The organism is Prauserella marina, from assembly GCF_002240355.1.
In the GTDB taxonomy this organism is placed as follows: domain Bacteria; phylum Actinomycetota; class Actinomycetes; order Mycobacteriales; family Pseudonocardiaceae; genus Prauserella_A; species Prauserella_A marina.
Window position 1 is genome coordinate 1,991,458 of sequence record NZ_CP016353.1, and the last position, 17,602, is coordinate 2,009,059.

At 69.2% G+C, this 17,602-nt stretch carries 20 protein-coding genes; 17 read left to right on the top strand and 3 right to left on the bottom strand.

The features are described 5' to 3' along the window. The first annotated feature begins 7 nt into the window (after positions 1 to 7). From pcaH to BAY61_RS09280, 14 genes are all read left to right on the top strand, one after another. Positions 8 to 757: a protocatechuate 3,4-dioxygenase subunit beta gene (pcaH, locus tag BAY61_RS09215; protein WP_091795065.1), complete on the top strand. Its 750-nt coding sequence runs from the start codon at positions 8 to 10 to the stop codon at positions 755 to 757. A 55-nt stretch (positions 758 to 812) separates the two neighbouring features. Next, entirely contained in the window at positions 813 to 1,343 is a 531-nt protein-coding gene (gene pcaG / locus BAY61_RS09220; RefSeq protein ID WP_091795068.1) for a protocatechuate 3,4-dioxygenase subunit alpha, read from the top strand. Further along, positions 1,336 to 2,679, top strand: coding sequence for a class-II fumarase/aspartase family protein (locus BAY61_RS09225; protein WP_091795071.1), 1,344 nt, complete (start codon positions 1,336 to 1,338; stop codon positions 2,677 to 2,679). The genes pcaG and BAY61_RS09225 overlap by 8 nt, the downstream gene beginning before the upstream one ends. Beyond that, complete coding sequence (pcaD, locus tag BAY61_RS09230) at positions 2,676 to 3,446, top strand: 3-oxoadipate enol-lactonase (RefSeq protein WP_091795074.1); 771 nt, start codon at positions 2,676 to 2,678, stop codon at positions 3,444 to 3,446. The genes BAY61_RS09225 and pcaD overlap by 4 nt, the downstream gene beginning before the upstream one ends. Further along, positions 3,443 to 3,886, top strand: a complete 444-nt coding sequence (gene pcaC / locus BAY61_RS09235; RefSeq protein WP_091795078.1) for a 4-carboxymuconolactone decarboxylase — start codon at positions 3,443 to 3,445, stop codon at positions 3,884 to 3,886. Before pcaD ends, pcaC begins: the two co-directional genes overlap by 4 nt. Before the next feature lie 10 nt (positions 3,887 to 3,896). Beyond that, positions 3,897 to 4,706: an IclR family transcriptional regulator domain-containing protein gene (locus BAY61_RS09240; protein WP_091795081.1), complete on the top strand. Its 810-nt coding sequence runs from the start codon at positions 3,897 to 3,899 to the stop codon at positions 4,704 to 4,706. Further along, a complete protein-coding gene (locus tag BAY61_RS09245) occupies positions 4,703 to 5,269 on the top strand; it encodes a nucleotidyltransferase family protein (RefSeq protein WP_091795084.1) in 567 nt (188 codons plus the stop codon). Before BAY61_RS09240 ends, BAY61_RS09245 begins: the two co-directional genes overlap by 4 nt. A gap of 10 nt (positions 5,270 to 5,279) precedes the next feature. Then, on the top strand, positions 5,280 to 6,170 hold the full coding sequence (locus tag BAY61_RS09250) for an AAA family ATPase (RefSeq protein ID WP_176879462.1): 891 nt from the start codon (positions 5,280 to 5,282) through the stop codon (positions 6,168 to 6,170). Between the two features lie 52 nt (positions 6,171 to 6,222). Further along, positions 6,223 to 7,341: a vWA domain-containing protein gene (locus tag BAY61_RS09255; RefSeq protein ID WP_091795091.1), complete on the top strand. Its 1,119-nt coding sequence runs from the start codon at positions 6,223 to 6,225 to the stop codon at positions 7,339 to 7,341. Then, positions 7,334 to 8,458, top strand: a complete 1,125-nt coding sequence (locus tag BAY61_RS09260) for an XdhC family protein (protein ID WP_091795094.1) — start codon at positions 7,334 to 7,336, stop codon at positions 8,456 to 8,458. The genes BAY61_RS09255 and BAY61_RS09260 overlap by 8 nt, the downstream gene beginning before the upstream one ends. 256 nt (positions 8,459 to 8,714) lie before the next feature. After that, the gene (locus tag BAY61_RS09265; RefSeq protein WP_091795097.1) at positions 8,715 to 9,257 is read left to right on the top strand and encodes a (2Fe-2S)-binding protein; all 543 of its coding nucleotides are present in this window, start codon (positions 8,715 to 8,717) and stop codon (positions 9,255 to 9,257) included. After that, the gene (locus BAY61_RS09270; protein WP_091795100.1) at positions 9,254 to 11,695 is read left to right on the top strand and encodes a xanthine dehydrogenase family protein molybdopterin-binding subunit; all 2,442 of its coding nucleotides are present in this window, start codon (positions 9,254 to 9,256) and stop codon (positions 11,693 to 11,695) included. Before BAY61_RS09265 ends, BAY61_RS09270 begins: the two co-directional genes overlap by 4 nt. Then, positions 11,692 to 12,546, top strand: a complete 855-nt coding sequence (locus tag BAY61_RS09275; RefSeq protein ID WP_091795103.1) for an FAD binding domain-containing protein — start codon at positions 11,692 to 11,694, stop codon at positions 12,544 to 12,546. The genes BAY61_RS09270 and BAY61_RS09275 overlap by 4 nt, the downstream gene beginning before the upstream one ends. 144 nt (positions 12,547 to 12,690) lie before the next feature. Continuing rightward, positions 12,691 to 13,533, top strand: a complete 843-nt coding sequence (locus BAY61_RS09280) for an SRPBCC family protein (protein ID WP_091795107.1) — start codon at positions 12,691 to 12,693, stop codon at positions 13,531 to 13,533. Here the strand turns inward: BAY61_RS09280 and BAY61_RS32810 are convergent. Further along, on the bottom strand, positions 13,530 to 13,769 hold the full coding sequence (locus BAY61_RS32810) for a hypothetical protein (protein ID WP_143021304.1): 240 nt from the start codon (positions 13,767 to 13,769) through the stop codon (positions 13,530 to 13,532). The two genes, BAY61_RS09280 and BAY61_RS32810, sit on opposite strands and share 4 nt — an antisense overlap. 119 nt (positions 13,770 to 13,888) lie before the next feature. Here BAY61_RS32810 and BAY61_RS09285 point away from each other — a divergent pair, with 119 nt between their 5' ends. Together BAY61_RS09285 and BAY61_RS09290 are read left to right on the top strand one after the other, a co-directional pair. Beyond that, on the top strand, positions 13,889 to 14,038 hold the full coding sequence (locus BAY61_RS09285; RefSeq protein ID WP_211323447.1) for a hypothetical protein: 150 nt from the start codon (positions 13,889 to 13,891) through the stop codon (positions 14,036 to 14,038). A 480-nt stretch (positions 14,039 to 14,518) separates the two neighbouring features. Beyond that, positions 14,519 to 15,571, top strand: a complete 1,053-nt coding sequence (locus BAY61_RS09290) for an NAD(P)-binding domain-containing protein (RefSeq protein ID WP_245865945.1) — start codon at positions 14,519 to 14,521, stop codon at positions 15,569 to 15,571. A gap of 2 nt (positions 15,572 to 15,573) precedes the next feature. Here the strand turns inward: BAY61_RS09290 and BAY61_RS09295 are convergent, their stop codons facing one another. Next, positions 15,574 to 16,419: an amidohydrolase family protein gene (locus tag BAY61_RS09295; RefSeq protein WP_185770003.1), complete on the bottom strand. Its 846-nt coding sequence runs from the start codon at positions 16,417 to 16,419 to the stop codon at positions 15,574 to 15,576. Further along, positions 16,403 to 17,011: a TetR/AcrR family transcriptional regulator gene (locus tag BAY61_RS09300; protein ID WP_091795113.1), complete on the bottom strand. Its 609-nt coding sequence runs from the start codon at positions 17,009 to 17,011 to the stop codon at positions 16,403 to 16,405. The genes BAY61_RS09295 and BAY61_RS09300 overlap by 17 nt, the downstream gene beginning before the upstream one ends. A 65-nt stretch (positions 17,012 to 17,076) precedes the next feature. Between BAY61_RS09300 and BAY61_RS09305 the strand changes: the two genes are divergently transcribed. Then, positions 17,077 to 17,601: a hypothetical protein gene (locus BAY61_RS09305; RefSeq protein WP_091795116.1), complete on the top strand. Its 525-nt coding sequence runs from the start codon at positions 17,077 to 17,079 to the stop codon at positions 17,599 to 17,601. The last annotated feature ends 1 nt before the right edge of the window (position 17,602 follow it).

Below are 17,602 nucleotides of genomic sequence, written 5' to 3' on the forward strand. Positions count from 1 at the left end.
AGGATCCATGACCACGTCAACGGAGTCGGGGCTCATACTGCCGAAATACCGGCGCGATCCGGAGGGAACGCATCCGGCGCTGGACGATCCCGGCTACAAGTCGACCCGGCTGCGGCATCCGAAACAGCCGCTGGTGTTGTTGCCGCACAAGCTGACCGAGGTGACGGGACCGCTGCTCGGTCCTGGCAGGCTCGGCGAACTCGACAACGACCTGACGCGGCAGCACGCCGAGGAACCGCAGGGGCAGCGGATCCTCGTGCACGGCAAACTGCTCGACGGCAACGGGAAGCCGGTGCCGAACTCGCTGGTGGAGATCTGGCAGGCGAACGCGGGCGGCCGGTACCGGCACGTGTGGGACAACTGGCCGAGCCCGGTCGACCCGAACTTCACCGGCGTCGGCAGGACGATCACCGACGCCGAGGGCAGGTACGAGTTCGTCACCATCAAGCCGGGCGCCTACCCGTGGAAGAACCACGACAACGCGTGGCGGCCGGCGCACATCCACTTCTCGGTGTTCGGCACGGCTTTCACACAGCGGCTGGTCACCCAGATGTACTTCCCGGACGACCCGTTGTTCTTCCAGGACCCCATCTTCAACTCGGTTCCGGACGAGAAGGCACGGCAGCGCATGGTGTCCAGGTTCGACATGAGCCGCACCATGCCGGAATGGGCGCTGGCTTTCGAGTTCGACATCGTGTTGCGGGGCGCGGAGGCCACGCCTTTCGAGAACGAGGAAGACGAGGAGGAGGACGAATGAGCCACAATCGCCCTTGTCCTAAATTCGTTGTCCCGCAACGCTTTGAGGGGAACGCATGAGTACTCCGTCACAGACCGTCGGCCCCTACCTCTCGATCGGGTTGCCATGGGAGGACGGTCCGACGGTTGTCGCCGAGGGCACTCCCGGCGCGGTGTGGATTCGTGGTGTGGTGACCGATGGCGAGGGCACTCCAGTTCCGGATGCCATGATCGAAACGTGGCAGGCCGACGCCGATGGCCGCTTCGATCATCCGGAGGATCCGCGCGGCGCTCGACCGGGTTTCCGAGGATTTGGCCGTGCTGCCACCAACGACGCCGGTGAGTTCGGCATCCTCACCGTGGTTCCCGGCGAGTTGCCTGGCGAGGCGCCGCACATCGATGTTTCCGTTTTCGCGAGGGGCCTGCTGCACAGGGTGGTGACGCGCATCTACTTCCCTGAGAACGAGCGGGCGAACGCGGCCGACCCGGCGCTCGCCGCCGTCCCGGCCGAGCGGAGGAACACCCTCATCGCGGAGAAGACGGGCGACGGTTACCGGTTCGACGTGCGCTTGCAGGGTGAAGGCGAGACAGTGTTCTTTGATGTCTGAGCTTTTCGATTCCGTACTCGCTGCTGGTCCTGTCGCCGAGACGACGAGTGATCCCGCGTGGTTGCAGGCCATGCTGGATGTCGAGGCCGCGCTGGCCTCGGCGCAGGCGGACGTGGGTCTGATCGAACGCGAGCACGCGGACGCGATCGGAGCCGCGTGCGTCGCGGAATCCTACGACGTGGCCGAGCTGGGCAGGGCGGCCACGGGAATCGGCAACCCGGCCGGTCCGCTGGTGCGGGCGCTGACGGAGCGGGTGGGCGGTGCGGCGGCACGGCACGTTCACAGCGGTGCCACGAGCCAGGACGTGCTGGACTCGGCGGCCATGCTGGTCGCGAAGCGGTCCATCGCGTCGTTGCTCGGCGATGTGCGGGCGGCCGGGGACGCGGCGGCGGCGCTCGCGAGTGACCACATCGCGACCGTCCAGGTTGGACGGACGTTGTCGCAGCACGCGTTGCCGGTGACTTTCGGGCTCGTCGCGGCGGGCTGGCTGAGTGCGCTCGGCAACGCGGAGGAGTCGCTGGCCTCGGTGCGGTTGCCCGTCCAGTTGGGTGGCGCGGCGGGAACGCTTGCCTCGCTTGGCAGCGAAGGGCCCGCCGTGGCCTCGGCGATGGCGGCGAGGCTCGGCCTCGCGGAGCCGGTGCTGCCGTGGCACACCGACCGCACGACGATCGCGAGGCTGGCCGGAGCGCTCGGCGAGACGGCCGGGGCCGTTTCGGGTATCGCGCGAACCGTGGTGCTGCTGGCGCAGACCGATGTCGGTGAGGTCGTCGAGCAGGGCCCTGAGGGCAGCGGCGGGTCGTCGACCATGCCGCACAAGCGCAATCCGGTCGCGGCCGTCGCGGCGCTGGCCAGTGCGAAGCGGGCACCGGGACTGGTGGCCGACCTGCTCGCCGCGATGGAGCAGGAACATCAGCGGGCGGCCGGGGCATGGCACGCCGAGTGGCTGCCGCTCACGGATCTGTTGCGCGGCACCGGTTCCGCCGCGCACTGGCTGCGCACGAGCCTCGGACGGCTGCGCGCCGACCCCGCGCGGATGCGGGCCAACCTGGACTCCGGTCGCGGGCTGCTGCTCGCCGAGCGCGTCACCACCGAGCTGGCACCTTCGGTGGGCAGGCTGGCCGCGCACGACGCGGTGACCGCGTGCTGCGCGCGTGCCGTCGCCGACGGCACGCCGCTGGCCGATGTTCTCGAAGCCGATCCGCTGGTGGGTAAGCAGCTTTCGGCTGGACGCATCACGGAGCTGCTCGACCCGGCGGGGTATCTCGGCAGCGCGGAGGAGTTCGTGCGCCGCGTGCTGGCCGCACACCGCGAGAAGACAGGAGAAGCGACACCGTGAAGGTCAATTACGTCGCGGAGGGGCCGGCCGACGGTGAGGTCGTCGTGCTCTCCGGCTCGATCGGCAGCAACCTGAGCATGTGGGCGCCGCAGGTCGCCCCGCTGACCGAGGCCGGGTACCGGGTCGTGCGATACGACCAGCGCGGGCACGGCAGAACTCCGGTGCCTCCCGCGCCGTGCTCGCTGGCCGAGCTCGGCGGCGATGTGGCCGAGCTGCTGGACGACCTCGACGTACGGCGCGCGCACGTCGTCGGTCTGTCGCTGGGCGGCATGACCGCGATGTGGCTCGGCATCAACAGGCCGGAGCGCCTGCGCTCGCTCGTGCTGTGCTGCACGTCGGCCATGCTGGGCGGCCCCGAGACGTGGGCGCAGCGGGCCGAACTGGCGAGAAGCAAAGGGATGACCGCCGTCGCCGACGCGAGCATCGGCCGCTGGTTCACAGCCGGATGGCTCGCCGCGAATCCGGAGGCCGCGCGCGAATATCACCACATGACGGCGGCGACGCCCGCCGAGGGATACGCGGCCTGCTGCGCGGCCATCGGCGGCATGGACCTCGTCGCCGACCTGCCCCGCATCGCCGCGCCGACACTGGTGATCTCCGGCGCCGACGACCCGGCGACCCCGCCGGAAGGACACGGCAAGGTCATCGCCGACGCGGTGCCCGGCGCGCGGCTCGCGATCGTCGAGCAGGCGGCGCATCTCGGCAACGTCGAGCAGCCGAAGCAATTCACCGACCTGATCGTCGAACACCTGGAGAGCGCGCGATGAGCGACAACGACACTGGCGGTAGTCCCGAGGATCCCGCGTACGAGTCCGGGATGCGGGTCCGCCGCGAAGTGCTCGGCGACGCGCACGTCGATCGCGCCGTCGCGGGCACCACCGAGTTCACCCAGCCCTTCCAGGACTACATCACGCGGTCGGCGTGGGGTTCGGTGTGGACGAGGGACGGTCTCGACCGCAAGACCCGCAGTTGCGTCACGCTCGGCGTGCTCACCGCGCTGCACTGTCACGGCGAGATCGCCATGCACGTGAAGGCCGCCGTCCGCAACGGTCTCACCAAGGACGAGATCGCCGAGGTACTGCTGCACACCGGTGTCTACGCGGGGGTGCCCGCCTCGAACGAGGCGTTCGCCATCGCCGCGCGCACGCTGGCCGAACTGGAGGAGCAGGACGCCGCCGGTGAGGCGGGCGCCCAGCAGGGCGGATAAATTGACCGGCATGGAACACCAGGACAGCGTGGCCGACCCGGCTCGCGGGACGCATCACGTGCAGTCGCTGGAACGCGGGCTGGCCGTCATCAAGGCTTTCGACGCCGCGTCGCCGGTGCTGACGCTGAGCGATGTCGCCAAGGCGACCGGGCTGACGAGGGCGGCGGCGAGGCGGTTCCTGCTCACCCTCGTCGACCTCGGCTACGTCCGTACTGACGGCAAGTACTTCTCGCTGACGGCGAGGGTGCTCGAACTCGGGTACGCGTTCCTGTCGAGCCTTTCGCTCCCGGAGGTGGCCCAGCCGCACATGGAGCGGCTTTCCGCGCAGGTGCGGGAATCCAGCTCGGTCTCGGTACTGGATGGCACCGAGATCGTCTACGTGGCGAGGGTCGCCGTCTCGCGCATCATGGCGGTGACCATCAACGTGGGAACGCGGTTTCCCGCGCACGCCACGTCGATGGGACACGTGCTGCTCGCCGGTCTCGACGCCGCCGCGCTGGAGGAGTTCTTCGCCAAGGCCACGTTCACCGCGCTCACGTCGCACACCATCACGTCCCGCTCCGTTCTGGAGGCCGAGCTGGTTTCGGTGAAGCGGCAGGGCTTCGCGCTGGTCGACCAGGAACTCGAAGAGGGGCTGCGGTCGGTCGCCGTGCCCGTCCACGGGCCAGACGGCAGCGTGGTCGCCGCGATCAACCTTTCCACTCACGCCAGCAGGACGACGCCGGAATCGGCAGTGGCCGAACTGCTTCCGCCCCTGCTGGCCACGGCGAAGGACATCGAGGCCGATCTGGCCATGACCTCGCCTGCCAGGGTGTCGTGAACACGGCGGGGCTGCTGCTCGCGGCCGGAGCGGGCCGCCGCTTCGGCACCCCGAAGGCGCTCGTCGAGGTCGAGGGCATCCCGCTGGTCGCAAGGGCCGCCGACGCGCTGGCCCGTGGTGGGTGCGATCCGGTTCTCGTGGTTCTCGGCGCTCGCGCCGAGGACGCGGCGAAGCTGGTTCCCGGACCGGCGAGCACGGTGTTCGCGCCTGACTGGGCCGATGGCATGGGTGCCTCGCTGCGAACGGGGCTGCTGGCTCTCACGAATACCGGGCCTGACGCCGTGCTGGTGCATCTGGTCGACCTGCCAGGCGTGGGAGCCGACGTGATCGCGAGACTGCGCGCGATAGCCGGGCCGGACATCGTCGCGAGGGCCGCTTATGCCGGTGTGCCAGGACATCCCGTGCTCTTCGGCGCGAACTGGCTCGCCGAGATCGCCGCGAGCCTGCGCGGTGACCACGGGGCGCGAGGCTGGCTTTCCGGGCGCCGCGACGTGCGGCTGGTCGAGTGCGGCGACATCGGTGACGGCACCGACGTGGACACACCAGCCGATCTGAGGCTCTAGGCTGGCAGAGGTGACGGACGAAACGGCGGAGAAGCTCGACTCACCGGAAAAGCTGGCCCAGGTACTGGAAGGTATCGGCTACCTCGCCGATACCGGTGTGGCGACCGCCGCGTTCCTCGCGTTGCGGATGCGCAGACCCCTGTTCTGCGAGGGCGAGCCCGGCACCGGCAAGACGTCGCTCGCGGTGGCACTGGCCGAAGGGCTCGGCCTGCCGCTGATCCGGTTGCAGTGCCACGAGGGAATCGACGCGGCACAGGCACTGTACGAGTGGGACTTTCCCCGCCAGCTTCTTCATCTGCGCGCGCTTGAGGCCGCCGGGGGAGGACAACTCGACGCCGAGGTCGCCGAGCAGTCCCTTTACACCGAACGGTTTCTGCTGGCGAGGCCACTGCTCAAGGCGTTGACGAGCGCGCCGTGCGTGTTGCTGGTCGACGAGATCGACAGGGCCGACGACGAGTTCGAGGCGTTCCTGTTGCAGCTGCTCGACGAGAACGCCGTCACCATTCCCGAGTACGGCGAGGTGAAGGCGCGAACCCCGCCGCTGGTGGTGCTCACGTCCAACCGCACCCGCGAGGTGCACGACGCGCTGAAACGCCGCTGTCTCTACCACTGGCTCGAACATCCGGGCTTGCAGCGGGAGATCGCGATCCTGCGCAGCCGGATCCCCGGCATCGGCGAGCGGCTTGCCGAGCAGGTCGCCGAGTCGGTACATCGGCTGCGCGCCATGGAACTGCTGAAACCGCCCGGTGTCGCCGAGACGCTGGACTGGGCGAGGGCGCTGCGGACACTGGGTCGCGACGGACTGGACGCCGAGGTCGCGGCGGCCACGCTCGGCGCGGTGCTCAAGTACAGCGAGGACCTCGACAGGGTCAAGGCGCAGCTGGACACGTTGCTCGCCTGAGCGCCGGCGACAGTGAGGGCCGGTTGCCCCCGGTTGGGGGCACAATGGCGGTATGACCGCGTCGGCTCGCCCTGATCCGCTGCCAGGTCTCGTCGGTTTCGCCTCGGCGTTGCGGCAGGCGGGACTCGGCTGCGACGCGCACAGGGTGCAGGCATACCTGACGGCGGTGGAACGGCTCGACGTCGGCGATCCGGCCCAGCTCTACTGGGCTGGCAGGCTGACATTGTGCGCTGACCCCGACGATCTGCCGCGCTACGACGAGGCGTTCGCGGCCTGGTTCGGCGGGACGGAACTCCGGCCGAGGCAACGCGGAGTCCCGCAGCCCAGGCAGCCGAAGCTGGCCGCGCTCGTGACGCAGTCCGGCGGTGAAGGGGAGACCGAAGAGGAGGGCGAGCAGGTCAGCGTCGCGGCCAGTGACGTGGAAGTGCTGAGGGACCGCGATCTCGGCGAGCTCAGCTCCGCCGAACGCCGCCATCTCAGGGAACTGTTCGCGAAGCTCGATCCGGTGCTGCCCCTGCGTTCCTCGCTGCGCTACCGGTCGGCGAAACGCGGAAAACTAGACCAGGCAAGGACGTTGCGCGCCATGGTCGCCCGCGGTGGCGAGCCTGGCGCGCTCTCCTACGCGAAGCACGGCCGCAGTCCTCGCCGCGTCGTGTTCCTCGTCGACGTGTCCGGTTCGATGAAGCCCTACGCCGACTCGCTGCTGCGCTTCGTCCACGTCGTCGTCCGCTCCGCGCCGCAGCGGGTCGAGGCTTTCACTCTCGGTACCCGGCTGACCAGGGTTTCCCGGCAACTGCGGCAGCGCGATCCCGAGCGCGCGATGCTCGCGGCAGGCGAGGCCGTCGCCGACTTCGCGGGCGGGACCCGGCTCGGCGAGACGATGCGCGGATTCCTCGACCGCTGGGGACAGCGGGGGCTCGCGCGCAGAGCCATCGTCGTGGTGTTCTCCGACGGCTGGGAACGGGGCGACGCGACGTTGCTCGGTGAGCAGACCGCGCGGCTGCGCAGGCTCGCGCACCGGGTGTTCTGGGTGAATCCACACGCGGGGCGCGAGGGCTACGCCCCTGTCCAATCCGGGATCGCCGCCGCGCTCCCGCACGTTGACCGGTTGCTGGCCGGGCACAGTCTGGCCACGTTGGAACGACTTCTCCGGGAGATCCGCGATGCATGACGTGCTTGACGAACTCCACCGGCGCTGGTCCGGAGGCGAGACGGTCGGGGTGGGAACCGTGGTCGCGACCTTCTCGTCGGCGCCGCGAGCGCCGGGTGCCGCGATGCTGGTCGGGGCGGACGGCACCGCTGTCGGCAGCGTCTCGGGCGGTTGTGTCGAGGGCGCGGTGTACGAGCTGGCGCAGCGGGTCGTCGCCGACCGGGTTCCGGTGCTCCAGCGCTACGGCGTCTCCGACGACGACGCCTTCGCCGTCGGCCTCACCTGTGGCGGCATCATCGACATCTTCGTCGAGCACGTCGACCGCGAATCCATGCCGGAACTCGGCGCGCTCATCGACTCGGTGCGACAGGGCAGGCCGGTCGCCGTGGTGACCGTCATCGAGCACCAGGAAGCGGCGTTGCTCGGCAAGCGCATGCTCGTGTGGCCTGACGGCGCCGAGGGAACACTGGGCTCGGGCAGGATCGACGACGCGGTCGTCGACGACGCGCGCGGCCTGCTGGCAGGCGGCCGGTCGGGCACCCTGCACTACGGACCGGACGGTCAGCGCAGAGGCGAGGGCATGGCGGTGTTCGTCAACACCTTCGAGCCGCCGCCGAGGATGCTCGTGTTCGGCGCGATCGACTTCGCGGCGGCGATGGCCAAGATGGGTTCCTACCTCGGCTACCAGGTGACCGTGTGCGACGCGCGGCCCGTTTTCGCCACCAGGACGCGGTTTCCCGATGCCGACGAGGTGGTCGTGGACTGGCCACACCGCTACCTGAGCGCGGAGGCCGAGCAGGGCCGCGTCGACGGCCGCACGGTCATCACCGTGCTGACCCACGACCCGAAGTTCGATGTCCCGCTGCTGGAGGTCGCGTTGCGACTCGGCGTCGGCTACATCGGCGCGATGGGGTCGAGGAGAACCCACGACGACCGGCTGGCTCGGCTCAGGGAAGCCGGGATGACCGATGGTGAACTGAAGCGGCTCGCGTCGCCGATCGGCCTCGACCTCGGCGCGCGCACCCCCGAGGAGACCGCGGTGTCGATCGCGGCGGAGATCATCGCGTTGCGGTGGGGCGGGGGCGGGCGGCGGCTCGCCGATCTCGAAGGCCGCATCCACGGAGAGCAGGAACGTTAGCGGACCTGAGTTTTGCCGATCCGTTGAAAAGGCTGGTACCGATCGAGGGACGGATATCCGCAGGTGCGGAAATAGCCTGGATGATAGGACCGCGTTCGCGGATCAGGGCAGGTCGCCTCTCCAGCCGGGGGTTGTCCGGAAGACGACGACGTAGCAGGCTCGCCTTTGTGAGGCCGATCACCGGCGACGGTGATCGGCTCAGGCCGTTCCCCAGCGGCCCGCTCGCGTGGCGGGCCGAGCCACCACAGGAGGCCCAATGCGCATAACCGTCACAGTCGACGGCACCAGCTACACCGACGATGTCGAGCCTCGCACGCTCCTCGTGCACCACCTGCGTGAGCGGCTCGGCAAGGTCGGAACCGTGGTTGGATGCGACACCAGCAACTGCGGAGCCTGCACCGTCCATCTCGACGGGCACAGCGTCAAATCCTGCTCCGTGCTCGCCGTGCAAGCCGACGGCTCAGAGATCACCACCATCGAGGGACTCGCCCGCGACGGTCAGCTTCATCCCGTGCAGCAAGCATTTCACGACAACCACGCGCTCCAATGTGGGTTCTGCACACCGGGGATGATCATGCAGTCCATCGACCTGCTCGCCGACAATCCCGAACCGGACGAGCACGCCGTGCGCGAGGGCCTTGAGGGAAACCTGTGCCGCTGCACGGGCTATCAGAACATCGTGAAAGCGGTCAGGGACGCGGCAGACCACATGCGACCAGGCGCCGGTCCCGAGGCCGAGCGCGTCGACGAGGCCACCGGAAGCAGGACGGCATCCAGTGTCGGCGGAGGTGGCGAATGACCGCGACAGCCGAACCCGAGGTAGGCAAGGCCAGGCTCCGCAAAGAGGACGCGCGGCTGATCACCGGCCGCACCCGCTGGACCGACAACATGAGCCTGCCCGGCATGGTGCACCTCGCCGTGCTGCGCAGCACGATGGCGCACGCTCGCATCGTCAACATCGACATTTCGGCGGCCAAGGAGAAGCCGGGTGTGCTCGCCGTGTACACCGGTGACGACCTCGATCCCGGCGGCGCCATCGGCATGCCGTGCGCGTGGCCGATCACCCCGGACATGAAGTCGCCGCGCAGGCCGGTGCTGGCCCAGGGCACGGTCAACTTCGCCGGCGAAGGCGTGGCCGTCGTCGTCGCGAGGTCGGCAGCGGAAGCCGAGGACGCGCTCGCCGACATCGACGTCGACTACGAAGAGTTGCCCGTCGTGCTCGGGCTGGAGAACGCGCTCGCCGACGGCGCTCCGCTCGTGCACGAGGACCTTGGCACCAACCGCAACGCGCTGTGGAAGTTCGATTCCGGCGAGGCAGGCTCCGGCGGTGACGTCGAGGAGGCCATCTCCCAGGCCGAGGTGGTGCTCAAGCGCCGGTTCCGGCAGCAGCGGCTCGTTCCCGCTTTCATGGAACCGCGCTCTGTGGTCGTCGACCCCACCGCGCCGCAGTTGACAATGTGGTCGTCCACTCAGGTGCCGCACATCCTCAAGACGATGTCCGCGCTGACGCTCGGGTTGCCTGAGCACAAGGTGCGGGTCATCGCGCCCGATGTCGGCGGCGGTTTCGGCGGCAAGATCGCCGTGCTGCCGGAGGAGATCATGGCGCTGCTGGTGGCGCAGAAGACCGGAAAGCCGGTCAAGTGGACCGAATCCCGTTCGGAGACCATGACCGCCGCCCACCACGGCCGCGACCAGATCCAGGACCTCACCATCGCGGCCACCCGGGACGGCAAGGTCACCGGGCTCAAGGTGGAACTGCTCGCCGACATGGGCGCCTACCTCGGCCTCGTCGGGCCTGGCGTGCCGATTCTCGGCGCGTTCATGTTCAACGCCATCTACAAGATTCCCGCCTACCATTTCGCCTGCACCAACGTGTTCACCAACACCACGCTCACCGACGCCTACCGCGGCGCGGGCCGTCCTGAGGCGACGTTCGGCATCGAGCGGATCATGGACGAACTCGCGGCCGAACTCGGTATCGAGCCGATGGAGCTGCGCAGGAAGAACTGGATCACGCACGAGGAATTCCCCTACACCACCGTTTCCACGCTGACCTACGACTCCGGCAACTACGAGGCGGCCACCGACAAGGCCATGCGGTTGTTCGACTACGAAGGACTGCGCAGGGAACAGCGGGAGCGGCGCGAGCGCAACGATCCCGTGCAACTCGGCATCGGCATCTCGACCTTCACCGAGATGTGCGGGCTCGCTCCTTCGAGGGTGCTCGGTTCACTCGACTACGGCGCGGGCGGCTGGGAACACGCCGCGATCCGCATGCTGCCGACCGGCAAGGTCGAGGTCATCACCGGCTCCTCGGCGCACGGGCAGGGACACGAGACGGCGTGGAGCCAGATCGTGTCCGATCAGCTCGGTATCCCGTTCGAGGACATCGAAGTGCTGCACGGTGACACGCATTCGTCGCCGAAGGGACTCGACACTTACGGCTCGCGATCGCTTGCCGTGGGCGGCATCGCGGTCGTCAAGGCATCCGAGAAGGTCGTCGCGAAGGCCAAGAAGATCGCGGCGCACATGATGGAATGCGCCGAGGACGACCTCGAATTCGCCGAGGGGAAGTTCACGGTCGCCGGAACCGACCGTTCCACCGCCATCCAGGAGGTCGCCTTCGCCGCGTTCATGGCGCACGATCTGCCGGACGGAGTCGAGCCCTCCCTCGATTCGGAAGCCGTGTACGACCCGGAGAACTTCTCGTTCCCGCACGGAACCCACCTGTGCGCGACCGAGATCGACACCGAGACGGGAAGGGTCAGGCTGCGTTCCTACGTCTGCGTCGACGATGTCGGCAAGGTGGTCAACCCGGTCATCGTGGAAGGCCAGATGCACGGCGGGCTCGCGCAGGGCATCGCGCAGGCGCTCTTCGAGGAGGCGGTATTCGACGAGGGCGGCACGCTGACCTCGGGTACGTTCGCCGACTACCTGCTGCCATCGGCCGCCGACCTTCCCTCGTTCACCACCGACCGTACGGAAACCCCGTCGACCACCAACCCGCTCGGGGTCAAGGGAGTCGGCGAGGCAGGCACGATCGCCTCGACACCCGCCGTGATCAACGCGATCGTCGACGCGCTACGGCCCTACGGTGTCAGCGACGTGGAGATGCCCGCGACGCCCATGCGGGTGTGGAGGGCCATCCACACCGGCGAGACCGCGGCGGGCGGCCCAGGTGCCGAGGCCGGTGGCGGTCTCGGTTCGATCGACGCGAATCGCGGAGGTGCGCAGTGATTCCCGCCCCTTTCGAGTACGTTGCACCGTCCACTGTGGATGACGCGGTGCGGGCGCTCGCCGAAGGTGGAGAAGACGCCAAGGTGCTCGCCGGAGGACAGAGCCTGCTTCCGGTGCTGCGCATGCGGCTCGCCGCCCCCACGAAGATCGTCGATCTCGGCAAAGTCGCGGAACTGCGCGGTGTGCGCGAGGAGGGCGACGTTCTCGTCATCGGTGCCATGACGACGCACTACGAGGTGCAGCGCGATCCGCTGATCGCCGACCACGCGGCGTTGCTCGTCAAGGCAACCGACACCGTCGCCGATCCACAGGTGCGCCACCGGGGTACGTTCGGTGGCTCGATCGCGCACGCCGATCCGGCGGGTGACCTGCTCGCGCCGGCGCTCGCGCTGGATGCCGAGATGGTCGTGTGCGGAATGGACGGACGTCGCACCGTTGCGGCCGCCGACTTCTTCGACGACTTCTTCACGACCGCGCTGCGGCCCGACGAAATCCTCGTGGAGGTACGCGTCCCCAAGCACACCGGATGGCAGGCGCACTACGAGAAATTCAACAGGGTCGCACAGGCGTGGTCGATGGTGGCCGTCGCGGCGACCGTGCGCACCGACGGCGACACCATCGCCGAGGCGAAGGTCGGGCTGACCAACATGTCCTCGGTGCCGGTGAGGGCGACCGGAGTCGAATCGGCACTGGTGGGGCAGCCCGCGACCGCCGAAGCGATTCGCGCGGCGGCCGAGCACGCCGCCGAGGGAACCAACCCGACGGTCGACGGCAACGCCGACGTCGAGTACCGCCAGCACCTCGCGAGGGTGCTCACCGGAAGGGCGATTTCGGCAGCCGTCGCGGGCTGATCGCGGCCCCGAGGTCACCGTGGTCGCCGAGATCGGGACTATGGTGGCTTCGGGGCGGTTTCCGGTCATGCCGGTGAGTGCGTCAGGCAGGCCCGGTGCCCCGATGGATGGCGATGATCGGCCACGCAGAAAGGAGGTCGGCCCGTGCGGCTCGACCACGAGTTCACCGTCCCGGCGCCCATCGACGAGGTGTGGAAGGCGGTGCTGGAACCCGAAAAGGTCGCGCCCTGCATGCCGGGAGCGACGCTGACGGCGGTGGACGGCGACACCTTCAAAGGCACGGTGAAGGTCAAGCTGGGGCCGGTATCGTTGCTGTACAAGGGATCCGGTGAGTTTCTTGAGAAGGACGAGGCCGCGCGCAAGATCGTCATCAAGGCTTCCGGAAAGGACGCGCGAGGGGCGGGCACCGCCGCGGCGACGGTCACCGTGACGCTCACGGCCCAGGGTGATTCGACCAAGGGAACCGTCGCGACGGACCTCAACGTCACCGGCAGGCCAGCCCAGTTCGGGCGCGGCATGATCTCCGAGGTCGGTGGCAAGATCCTCGACACCTTCGCAGGCAACCTCGCCGACATGCTCACGGGAGCGGACGGTGACTCCGCTGGTGACTCTGGCGGTGCTGGAGCTTCCGGTGCTGGTGGAGCGGCCGGGGCGTCGGGTGCGGGTAAGGCCGCCGGAGCTGGAGCCGGAGCCGGAGCCGGAGCCGGAGCTGGTACCGGTGCTGGTGCTGGCGCGGGTTCTGGTGCTGGCTCGGCCGCGGACGCGGCTGCCGGTGGTGCGGGAGCGCGGACGGGCGCTGCGGGCGCGCGGGAGCCGGAGCCCGAGAAACCGAAGCTGGAGAGCGTGAAGTCGGTCAAGGAAGCCGAGGCGATCGACCTGTTCGACTATGCGGGTGCCTCGGTTGCCAAGCGGTTGGCGCCGGTGGTCGCCGGGCTCGCGGCGCTGTTCGCGGTGCTGGCGATAGTCCGGGCCCTCCGCCGCCGCTAACCACCAAGCCAGCCGAGTTCCGCACCCAGCCCGTCGAGTTCCGCACTCAGGCCGCCGAGTTCCGCACCCAGGTCGTCGAGATCCGCGCTCGGGTCGTCGAGTTCCGCACCCAAGCCAGCCGAGTTCCGCGTCCAGCCCGTCGAGTTCTGCGTCCAGGTCGGCCGAGTTCTGCGCCGGTGCCTGGTGCCCGCTCGCTCCTCAGATCGTGTGACACCGGCGAGTTGACGCGTCGGCATGTGCCGCCGCGAACGGGCATGTGCCGCCGCGAACGGCTGTAGTGCTCGCCCGAAGCGTCGAGTCGACTGACCACCACGTGCGTCGGTTCCTCGGCGAGCGACCAGGCTTGCCGATGGCCGTGGCGAGCGGTCCAGTCGCCCCAACGGGCATCTCGATGGCCCGGATGCGGGTTTCGGCGACCCGAGTGCGGATCTCGGCGACCTGGGTGCGGATCTCGGCGACCTGGGTGCGGCTTTCGGCGACCTGGGTGCGGCTTTCGGCGACCTGAGTGCGGATCTCGCCGACCCGAGTGCGGCTGTCGGTGACCTGGGCGGGGGACTCGCGAGTGTGGGCCAGGGGACTCGCCGACCCGGGGCACGGATCTCGGCTGCTTGGTGCCTCCGCCATACGTGGGGCTGGCCACGGTCGGCCCGATTCACGGCCATCCGGGAAGGGGCGGCATGGCGGCACTGTTGCACTGGACGTGACGACCACGGAAACGCGAGAACGCGACTCGGCCACTGGCGCCACCCTGGTTGCAACGCGATCGTCGGCAGTCCTGGCTCCAGTCACCGCCCCGGCAACCACTGCTATATCCACCACTGCCCCGGCCATCATAGGCACCACAGCGGCCGCTCAGGCCACCACCACCCCGCCCGCTCCAGCCACCCCAGCCACAGCTCGGGCCACCCCAGCCCCACCCACGACGGCCACCCCGGCCATCCCAGCCGCCGCCAATGAGGCACGGCAACGGGCCGGAGCCGATCACGTGACCGAGGTCGTGGTCATCGGGGCGGGGCAAGCGGGCCTTTCGGCCGCATACCACCTGCTCAAGGCGGGCCTGACCGGTGCGTCCGGCTTCGTCGTGCTCGATCACGGCAAGCGCGCGGGCGGCGCGTGGCAATACCGGTGGCCATCGTTGCGGCTGAGCAAAGCTCACGGGATCCACGACCTGCCCGGCATGTCACTCGGTCCGGCCGAAGGAGACCTTCCCGCCGCCGACGTGGTGTCCGCCTACTTCGACCGCTACGAGCGCGCCTTCGACCTGCCCGTGCGCCGCCCCGTCGACGTCCTTTCGGTGCGCCACGCACCCGACCCCGGCTGGTTCCTCGTCGAGAGCACCACGGAATCGTGGCTCACCAGAGGCATCCTCAACGCGACGGGCACCTGGGACAAACCGTTCTGGCCCCGCTACCCCGGCCAGGAGTTGTTCGAGGGACGTCAGTTGCACACGGCCGACTACCAGGGCGCCGCGGAGTTCTCGGGACGGCACGTCGTCGTGGTCGGCGGTGGTTCCTCCGCCGTGCAGCAACTGCTTGAGATCGCGCCGTCGGCCGCCGGAACGACCTGGGTCACCCGCAGGCCACCGGTGTTCCGCCACGAGGACTTCACGCCTGAATACGGGCGCGAGGTGGTGGCGAAGGTCGACCGCAGGGTTCGCGAGGGACGGCCACCAGGCAGCGTGGTGAGCGTGACCGGGCTGATGCTGACCCCCGAGGTCCGCGCCGCCCGCGAGGCAGGGGTACTGCACCGCCTTCCCATGTTCAGCACGCTCACCCCGCACGGGATCCGCTGGGCCGACGGGACCGAGCGGCGGGCCGACGTGATCCTCTGGGCGACGGGGTTCCGGGCCGCACTGGACCACCTCGCGCCGCTGCGGCTACGGGGGCCCGGCGGCGGGATCCGCATTTCCGGCGGCGGCACGCGGGTGGCCGACGAGCCACGTCTGCACCTGATCGGCTACGGGCCCTCGGCGAGCACCATCGGCGCCAACCGTGCCGGCCGGGTCGCGGTGCGGGAATTGCTCGACGAACTGCGCTGAGGTCACACACCGAATACGCGGCGCGCGTTGCCGTGCAGGAACAACGCGCGCGCCTCGTCGTCGAGACCGAGTGAGGGGAGCCCTTCGAGGCAGGCGGCCGGAGTGAGCATCGGGTAGTTGCTGCCGAAGAGCACCTTGCCTCTTCCCCCGCCTCGGGCGAATTCGGCGAGTTCCGGTGGCAGTCGATGCAGTGCATAAGCCGACGTGTCGACATGGAAACCGGGATACTTTCTCGCGAGCGAAAGAACCTCCGCCATCCACGGGTACCCGACGTGACCGCCGACGACGGTGAGTTCGGGGAAATCGAGCAATACCTCGTCGAGGTAGGGAATGGGCCGGCCCGGCTCGGAGGGGCACAGCGGACCGGTGTGCCCGATTTGGGTACAGAACGGGACTCCGAGTTCGACGCACGCGACATACACCGGGTAGTACCTGCGGTCGTTCGGCGGCAGATTCCACAACCACGGCATCACCCTGACCCCGACGAAACCCCGCTCGCCGACCCAATGCCGGATGTCGCGCACCGCGCCCATCGGGTCGGTGAGGTCGACGGTGGCGATCCCGGAGAAACGGCCTGGATGCGCCTCGACGATCTCGGCCACCTCCTCGTTGGAGATCAGTGAACCGGTGGGGCCATGCCACGCCGACAACAGTCCTTTCGCGACCCCGGCCTCGTCCATCGCGGCGAGTGTCGCCTCCAGCGCGGGCGCGGTGTCCGGCGCGGTTCCCCAGCGCCGCAAGGATTCGAGCCAGCGCTGCCGCATGAACCGTTCCGTCGGCTGCTGCATCCACGCGTCGATCGTCGCGGTGTCCACAGGAGACCGGGCCGGCTCATTCAGCTCGTTCATGGTCGTTTCCCTTCGCGTTGAGCAGGAGTCGCGCCGCGCGGACCACGACGCCGACGGTGTTCTCGCGCACCGGCTTGCCCGCTTCGATGTGTCTGCGGATGGCGGCGAGGGGCAGGTCGATGAGGACGAGCAGCAATTCCTCGGTGTCGCGGCCGGTGTGTTGCCGCAACCGGCGGCACGCCGCGCGCAGCGCGCTGCGCAATTCGGCGTCGGTACGGGCGGCGGCCGCGGTGTCCATAGCCGACCACGACGTGTGGTCGAACGCGGTTCTTCCGGCGTTGAGCACCAGTGCCTCGCCGGGATTCCTTGCACACCACCGCACGCCCGTCTCAACCGCGGCGATGGCACTCTCGACCGGCGGCTCACCCGCGAGCGCGGCGAGGTAGCCGGTATGGAACCGTCGCACCGTCCTCAGCCACAGCGCGGCGAGTAGCGCGGGCCGGTCGGCGAACCGGTGATAGACCGATCCGCTGGGTGCGCCTGCTTCGCGGGCAAGCGCCGACATCGTCACCGCTCGTGCGCCATGCGCCGCGACAAGGCGCACGGCCGCGTCGAGCAGGTCGTCGCTCGTGTGGCGCGGCGGTCGTCCCATAATTCTAGAGAGTACTCTCTAGAACGAGTTTCGCCGAGAGGGTTTCCGGAGAGAGGCACACCGCCATGCGACGGATCGACAACCTGCACGTACGCGTACTGGCTGCCCCGCGGCAGCAGGTCGGGGAGTTGATCGATTCGCTGTCCGGCAGCCAGGACATGCTGTGGCCTTCGCATGCGTGGCCGAAGATGCGACTGTCCGGTCCGCTCGGCGCCGGAGCCGAGGGCGGCCACGGCCCGATTCGCTACCGCGTCGAGTCCTGCACGCCCGGTGCTCAGGTGCGGTTCCGGTTCAGCGCGCCCCGCGGGTTCGACGGCTTTCACGAGTTCGCGGTCCATTCACTGTCGGCGGACGTGACGCGCTTGACGCACCTGTTGGTACTGCGGCCGAGGTTCCCGGCCTCGATCACCGCGCCACTGGTGTGGCTTCCGCTGCACGACGCGCTGATCGAGGACTGCCTCGACCTGGCGGAATTGGCCGTCACCGGGACGATCGCGGAGCCCGCGCGCTGGTCACCGTATGTGCGGGCGCTGCGTGCGGTCGCCGGGCTGCCCGCGGCGACACGTTGGTTCCGCAACCCGCTAGCCTGAC